Origin of the sequence: Phaeobacter sp., assembly GCF_022825805.1 — a bacterium.
Taxonomy (GTDB): domain Bacteria; phylum Pseudomonadota; class Alphaproteobacteria; order Rhodobacterales; family Rhodobacteraceae; genus Phaeobacter.
This window is the reverse complement of the sequence record NZ_JAJDWC010000094.1, coordinates 1-6,855: the sequence shown is the minus strand read 5'-3', so window position 1 is coordinate 6,855 and position 6,855 is coordinate 1. Positions and strand designations below refer to the sequence as shown.

The 6,855-nt window shown below is 59.1% G+C and carries 6 protein-coding genes and 1 pseudogene; 1 reads left to right on the top strand and 6 read right to left on the bottom strand.

The features are described 5' to 3' along the window. Window positions 1-136: 136 nt before the first annotated feature. A complete protein-coding gene (locus tag Q0C28_RS10525; RefSeq protein WP_293575511.1) occupies window positions 137-898 on the bottom strand; it encodes a methyltransferase domain-containing protein in 762 nt (253 codons plus the stop codon). Then, a complete protein-coding gene (locus Q0C28_RS10520; RefSeq protein ID WP_293575509.1) occupies window positions 898-1,110 on the bottom strand; it encodes a DUF2007 domain-containing protein in 213 nt (70 codons plus the stop codon). The genes Q0C28_RS10525 and Q0C28_RS10520 overlap by 1 nt, the downstream gene beginning before the upstream one ends. Before the next feature lie 57 nt (window positions 1,111-1,167). On the opposite strand from Q0C28_RS10520, the gene Q0C28_RS10515 reads away from it, so the two are divergent. Beyond that, window positions 1,168-2,166, top strand: coding sequence for a polyprenyl synthetase family protein (locus Q0C28_RS10515; RefSeq protein WP_293575507.1), 999 nt, complete (start codon window positions 1,168-1,170; stop codon window positions 2,164-2,166). Between the two features lie 90 nt (window positions 2,167-2,256). Here Q0C28_RS10515 and Q0C28_RS10510 read toward each other — a convergent pair whose 3' ends face one another. The 4 genes and pseudogenes from Q0C28_RS10510 to Q0C28_RS17765 form a co-directional block, all read right to left on the bottom strand. Beyond that, entirely contained in the window at window positions 2,257-3,096 is an 840-nt protein-coding gene (locus Q0C28_RS10510; protein ID WP_293575505.1) for a 4-(cytidine 5'-diphospho)-2-C-methyl-D-erythritol kinase, read from the bottom strand. Further along, a complete protein-coding gene (locus tag Q0C28_RS10505) occupies window positions 3,086-4,807 on the bottom strand; it encodes a tetratricopeptide repeat protein (protein ID WP_293575503.1) in 1,722 nt (573 codons plus the stop codon). Before Q0C28_RS10505 ends, Q0C28_RS10510 begins: the two co-directional genes overlap by 11 nt. Window positions 4,808-4,948: 141 nt before the next feature. Continuing rightward, window positions 4,949-6,598: an electron transfer flavoprotein-ubiquinone oxidoreductase gene (locus tag Q0C28_RS10500; RefSeq protein WP_293575501.1), complete on the bottom strand. Its 1,650-nt coding sequence runs from the start codon at window positions 6,596-6,598 to the stop codon at window positions 4,949-4,951. 128 nt (window positions 6,599-6,726) lie between these two features. After that, window positions 6,727-6,855 (bottom strand): annotated as a pseudogene (locus tag Q0C28_RS17765) (IS630 family transposase); the annotation flags it as partial.

Genomic DNA, 6,855 nt, shown 5'->3' with positions numbered 1-6,855 from the left:
TCGGCAATGTACTCTTCAAAACGCGCCCGCAGCGCTGATGGCAATGGTGCTGGCATAAGACATCCTCCCGGATATCTTGAATCACGCCAGCACCAATTTGGGAACCCAAAACGATTCAGACTTCAGGAAAGACGCTTTAGGTCGGCCAGGGCAACGCTGCACCGTCGCGCAAAACCGCACGCACCGCTGGCACATAGCTTTCATGATCGCCTGCATGTTCGCGACCTTCGTGCAAACAGAGAGCCGCATGAAGCCGAAACGGCGCCCGCCCGCCCTTGCGCGCCCGCATCAGGACAAGTTCAGCCGCGCGCCCAACACGGGGGGCCAGTGGCAGAACTTCGACGGACCCCAGTCGCGTCAGTGTTGCAGACAGCATTCCGGGCAACCGATCCGCGCGTTGGATCATGTGCAAATACCCTTTGTGCGCCAGCCGCCGTGCCGCCACATCCACCCAGGCCTCAAGCGGCGTATCGCCACCCAAAGCAATCTGTCGCCCAACATCGCGCGCAGGACTATGAGCGCCCGCCCGATAATAAGGCGGGTTGGCGATGACGTGATCAAAGTGCTGCTGGCGCAAATCGGCTGGCAAGGCCGTCAAATCGGCCTCGACCACCCGCAGTTCTGTTGTGTTCAGCGCGGCATTGCGTCGCGCCAGGTCCGCGTATTCCGCCTGCAATTCGACGCCCGTCAGCTCCAGACCCGGAATGCGTGCTGACAAACATAACAATCCCTGGCCGCCGCCGCACCCCAACTCCAGCACGCGCGCACCGGATCGCGCCGGAACCGCCGCAGCCAACAACACAGGATCGACACCGGCACGATATCCCTGCTTTGGTTGCAACAACTGGACGCGCCCACCCAGGAACGCGTCTTGGCTCAGATCCTCGGATCGAAACATCACCGCAACGGGATGTCGTTGTCGCGCATCACGCGTTCAGCCAAAGCGTGATCTTCTTCCCGCACCATCAACCGGCGCGGAAAAATCCCAATGCCACCTTCAAGGATGCTCATATTTACGTCCATTTGAAAGCAGTCTATATCCTCTCCCTCAAGAAGGGCGGTGGCAAAGGCCATGATTGTCGGGTCGGTGCTGCGCAATAATTCCTTCATGGGGATGGATCTAAGGGCAAGGTCAACGCCTTGTCGAGCCTTGCAAGCGGGAAAACGATGAATCAAGTCCTGACGCAAAAGCCGCACGATATGCTGGCCGCGACACTCAGCGAAGAAATGGCAGCGGTGAACACGCTGATCCGCACGCGTATGGCTTCTGAACATGCGCCGCGCATTCCGGAGGTGACCGCGCATCTGGTCGAGGCCGGGGGCAAAAGACTGCGTCCGATGCTGACCCTCGCCGCGGCGAAGCTCTGCGGCTATCGTGGCGACAACCATGTAAAACTGGCCGCCACTGTGGAGTTCATTCACACCGCCACCCTGCTGCATGATGACGTGGTCGACGAAAGTGGCCAGCGTCGTGGGCGACCGACAGCGAATCTCCTTTGGGACAACAAGAGCTCTGTTCTGGTCGGCGACTATCTTTTTGCCCGCAGTTTCCAATTGATGGTGGAAACCGGATCCCTTCGGGTGCTGGACATTTTGGCCAACGCCTCTGCCACCATCGCCGAAGGCGAGGTGCTGCAAATGACAGCAGCAAGCGATCTGGCGACCAACGAAGACATCTATCTGCAAGTCGTTCGCGGCAAGACCGCTGCACTGTTTTCAGCAGCCACCCAGGCGGGCGGCGTGATCGCCGACGCCAGCGAAGCCGAGGTGCAAGCTCTGTTTGATTATGGCGATGCGCTGGGGATCGCGTTCCAGATCGCGGATGACCTCTTGGACTACCAGGGGCAGTCCTCGGCCACAGGGAAAAACGTTGGCGATGATTTCCGGGAACGCAAACTGACGCTACCCGTGATCAAGGCGGTAGCGCAGGCCACCGACGAAGAACGCGCCTTCTGGCAGCGGACCATTGAAAAGGGTCGTCAGGAGGACGGCGATCTGGAGCACGCGCTGTCGTTGATGGGGAAATACAACACCCTTGGCGCGACCCGTGATGATGCGTTGGGCTGGGTGGCGAAGGCGCAGACCGCGCTGACCGCCTTGCCGGACGATCCGATCCGCACAATGCTCCACGACCTGTCGGATTATGTGGTCGCGCGACTGAACTGAGAGGGCGGCGCAGCCCATTCACTCAATTCACCCACTTCGCCCGAATATGCGCGCAGGCCGATATACTGGTCTGAACCGATGCTCGGACTTCTACGGTGCCAGCAGTTGGCCCGCCCGAACCCACCAATCCGCATGGTGACGACGCAGATGAGCGGCCGCATCTTGCGCCTGCTTTGTGCTTGGATACAGGCCAAAACATGTGGCACCAGACCCTGACATGGCAGAAAACAACGGCATAGTCGCCTGCAACGCAGCCAAGACAGTACCAATTTCCGGCGCCAGAGTGACTGCGGGCGCCTGCAGATCGTTGCGCTGATCTGACAGCCACTCCGCCAGCGCCTGAGCGTTTTCCCAAGTCGGCAACAGTTCGGCCATCGGTGCGTTTTCACGTCTTTCCAGAGCGCGAAATATCGCAGGCGTTGCCACCGACACGCCAGGGTTCACCAAGACGATATGAAATTGCGGCAACTGAGGCAGCGGGGTCAGCTGCTCACCGATTCCGCTCATACGCTGGGCAATGGGATGCAGGCACACCGGGACGTCGGCGCCAAGGCCAAGCACTGCATCCGAAGACGGCATGGGCACCCCCCACAGCTCGGACAACGCCCGCAAGGTGGCAGCGGCATCCGACGATCCGCCGCCGATGCCAGATGCGGCGGGCAAATCCTTATGGAGCTGTAGCGCCGCCTCTTGCGGACTGTCGAACAGATCCGCAGCGCGCCACATCAGATTGGATTGATCAGCAGGCACACCGTCAGCCATAGCCCCCTGCACCTGCAGGCTGCGCTCGGATGCTGGCTCTGCAACAATCCGGTCCCCAATGTCAGCAAACACCACAAGCGAATCGAGCAGATGGTACCCATCTGCCCGTTGGCCCGTGACATGTAAGGTCAGATTGATCTTGGCCGGAGCGAAGGCCTCAACCCTCATTGGCAACCTTCAGAGGTTCCGCGCCCTCCTCGAGGAGAACGGCATCAAGCCCGACGTCCAGTTTGCGCCGGATCCGGTTCGGATCGGCCTCGCCATCGGTGTCCTCAGGGTCGATGAAAGACAGCGCACGCTTCCACTGGAACTCTGCCTCGCGTTCGCGACCAACGGCCCAATAAACGTCGCCCAGGTGGTCATTCACCACGGGATCGACCGGCATCAGCTCAACGGCCTTTTCCATGTGAACCACTGCGTCCGCGTAACGTCCCAACCGGTAGAGCACCCAGCCCAGACTGTCGACAATATACCCCGCATCTGGACGCGCAGCGACCGCGCGTTCGATCATCGACAGGGCTTCGTCCAGTTTGATCTGCTTTTCCACCAGAGAATAGCCAAGGTAGTTCAGCACCTGCGGCTGGTTGGGGCGGATATCCAGGGCCGCGCGAAAATCGGCTTCTGCCTGGTCCCAATTGTCGAGCCGCTCATGGCAGATCGCCCGAGCATAGAGCACAAACCAACGTCCATCCTGCGACTCGTCGAGCAGGCTCAACGCGGTATCATAGGCTTTGATTGCCCCGCGATAATCCTCCTGCTGGCGCAACAGATCACCGAGATTGGTGTAAACCGGTGCCTCCTGCGGGAAATCACGCGCCAATTGTTGCAGGACCTCTGCGGCTGCATCGGGTTTTGCAGCCCGGCGCAAGGCCTCTGCACGTCCCAATTCCGCGGCATGATAGTCTGGATGACCTTTGGGGACCATTTTATAGAGATCAATGGACAGCCCATAGCGGCCCAGTTTGTCGAACAGTTCGGCGGCCAGCAAAACAGCATCGACATGATCCGGACGCAGTGTTGCAGCAACCCGCGCATACATCAGCACATAGTCATCAGCCATCTCGCCGTTTAGTGCCGCGCCCATGGTGAAGAAGACCTCGGCGATCCCGTCCACGGGGGTGGCCGCCAGCGTGAAGGACAGCGTCTCGCCCTCCTGAAGTTGGCGAGACACCGCCGCCAATCCGGGGTCCAACTGACCGTTGAAAGCATCAGACAGTACGTTCAGCGCATCTTCATTGCGGCCAAGCTGCGACAGGATCTGCAAACGCGCAATAACCGCGCGGCGCGATGTGTTTGTCAGCTGCCCACCGTCGGCCGCAAACAGCGCCTCTGCCCCTTCGTAGTCACCAACCGAAGCAAGCGCCAAGGCACGGTGATAGCGGGCAAATAGACCCAAACCCTCTTGCTCGCCCAGCGCATCAAACTGCGCCAAAGCTGCTGACACATTGCCGGCGCCCAGTTGTGCCCAGCCGAGGATCAAACCATCAACCAGCCCGTTGATGGCAAATTGTCCTTCTCCGGCGTCGATCAGAGATTGGAAATCACCATGTTTGACGGCACTTGCGACCATCACGATGTTGGCAACTTGGCTGCGCGCACCCAGTTGCGTCAGGTTTTTCGCGACAGGCGCCGCCCCTTGCACATCACCCAATGCGAGGCGGGCGAAAATCACATGTTCCATCAACAAAGGGTTCGACGGATCCCGCAGCAACGCGCGCCCGTAGTAGTCTGCAGAGGCCTGAAAGTCGCTGTCCAACGTCGCCGCCCGCGCCGCGAGATAGGATCCTGCCAGTCCGTTTGCCTGTACGGGTGTCGCCAAAGGCAGAGCCGCAGCGATGGCGGCGGCGCAGATCAAACTGCGGAGAACTGGAACGGGCACGCGGCGGCCTCCTTCTTGGTGACTGGTCAATATTTGCCTCGCCAGGCAGCCTAAAGCGCAACCCCATCACACGCAATGGGGCAGCCCAAAGGCTGCCCCAACACTACCGGCAATTCCTTGCCAAAACCATTCACCCGAAGATCACATATTCGGGTAGTTCGGCCCATCACCGCCTTGCGGCGTGGTCCAGGTGATGTTCTGGCTCGGGTCTTTGATATCGCAGGTCTTGCAGTGAACACAGTTCTGGAAGTTCACCACAAATTCCGGCTTGCCATCTTTTTCGACCACTTCGTAGACACCCGCCGGGCAGTAGCGCTGCGCCGGTTCCGCGTATTTCGGCAGGTTGACCGAGATGGGGGTGTCTGCATTGCCCAACCGCAAATGGCAGGGCTGGCTTTCCTCGTGATTGGTCGCCGCAAAGGCCACATTGGTCAGGCGATCAAACGACAGAACACCGTCTGGCTTGGGGTAATCAATCGGCTTGTGCTGATCCGCAGGCTCAGTGGATTCTGCATCGTTTTTGCCGTGGCCCAGCGTCCCGAAGAGAGAGACGCCAAGGAGATTGTTGGTCCACATATCCAGACCGCCCAGCATCAGCGATGCTGTCAGCCCCCACTTCGACCACATCGGTTTGACATTGCGCACCATCTTCAGGTCCTTGCCAATCGCGCCGCCGCGCACGTCGGCTTCGTATGCGGACAGCTCATCGCCAGACCGCTCGGCCTTGATGGCGTCAAAAGCAGCTTCGGCAGCGGCCTTACCGGACAGCATCGCGTTGTGGTTGCCCTTGATGCGCGGCACGTTGACCATCCCTGCAGAGCAGCCCAGCAGCGCAACCCCAGGGGCCACAAGCTTTGGCATCGACTGATAGCCACCTTCTGTGATCGCACGTGCGCCATAGGCAACGCGCTTGCCGCCTTTCAGCAGCTCGGCCACCATCGGGTGATGCTTGAACCGCTGGAATTCCATGTAAGGATAGAGATGCGGGTTTTTGTAGTTCAGGTGAACAACGAAACCGACATAAACTTGGTTGTTGTCCAGATGATAGATGAACGACCCACCACCTGCGTTGGAGCCCAGCGGCCATCCCATTGTATGCGTGACAGAACCCTCTTTGTGCTTGGCAGGATCAATCTCCCAGATTTCTTTCATGCCAACGCCGTATTTCTGCGGCTCTTTGCCATCCGACAGGCCATATTTCGCGATCACCTCTTTGGAGAGGGATCCGCGCACACCTTCGGACAGGAAGACATATTTGCCGTGCAGCTCCATACCCGGCTCGGTGTTTGGACCGTAGGAGCCATCTGCCTCCAGCCCAAAGACGCCAGCAACCACGCCTTTGACTTCGCCGTTGTCGCCATAGACCAGCTCGGAACAGGACATGCCCGGGAAGATTTCAACGCCCAACTCCTCGGCCTGTTCCGCCATCCAGCGACAAACATTGCCCATGGAGACGATGTAGTTGCCGTGGTTGTTCATCAAGGGCGGCATCGGCGCATTCGGGATGCGCACTTCGCCAGCTTCGCCCAGCATGAAGAAATTGTCATCTTTGACCGGCACGTTAAGGGGCGCGCCTTTGTCTTTCCAGTCCGGGATCAACGCATCCAGCCCGCAAGGATCCAGAACCGCACCAGACAGAATATGCGCGCCAACTTCCGAACCTTTTTCCAGCACAACAACCTGCAGGTCGCTGTCCAGCTGTTTCAGTCGGATTGCCGCTGACAGACCGGCTGGGCCTGCCCCAACGATCACAACGTCGTATTCCATTGCTTCGCGTTCAATCTCGGCCATCAAAGGCTCCTTGGCTGTGGCTCAGGACAGACCTGTTCAGGCGATTTGTCCCTGGCGTAATTTTCTTTCGCGGTTGCTTAGCGGGTGGCAGAGCCCCGGGTCAATCCAAACTCTACGTTATACCGCACTCACCCCAAAACCCGAAATTTTTCGTGTGTTATGACCCTGAAGTTGTCTGAGACCTGATCTCGGAATGTTTTCCACTCTTTGGGGATGGTTTCGCGGAAGAATCTCAGGATCGCATCGGCGAATTGCTT

Coding starts and splice junctions, on each gene's coding strand:
- Q0C28_RS10520 (WP_293575509.1), bottom strand. CDS start 1,110: ATGAAGGAATTATTGCGCAGCACCGACCCGACAATCATGGCCTTTGCC.
- Q0C28_RS10515 (WP_293575507.1), top strand. CDS start 1,168: ATGAATCAAGTCCTGACGCAAAAGCCGCACGATATGCTGGCCGCGACA.
- Q0C28_RS10500 (WP_293575501.1), bottom strand. CDS start 6,598: ATGGCCGAGATTGAACGCGAAGCAATGGAATACGACGTTGTGATCGTT.
- Q0C28_RS10510 (WP_293575505.1), bottom strand. CDS start 3,096: ATGAGGGTTGAGGCCTTCGCTCCGGCCAAGATCAATCTGACCTTACAT.
- Q0C28_RS10525 (WP_293575511.1), bottom strand. CDS start 898: ATGTTTCGATCCGAGGATCTGAGCCAAGACGCGTTCCTGGGTGGGCGC.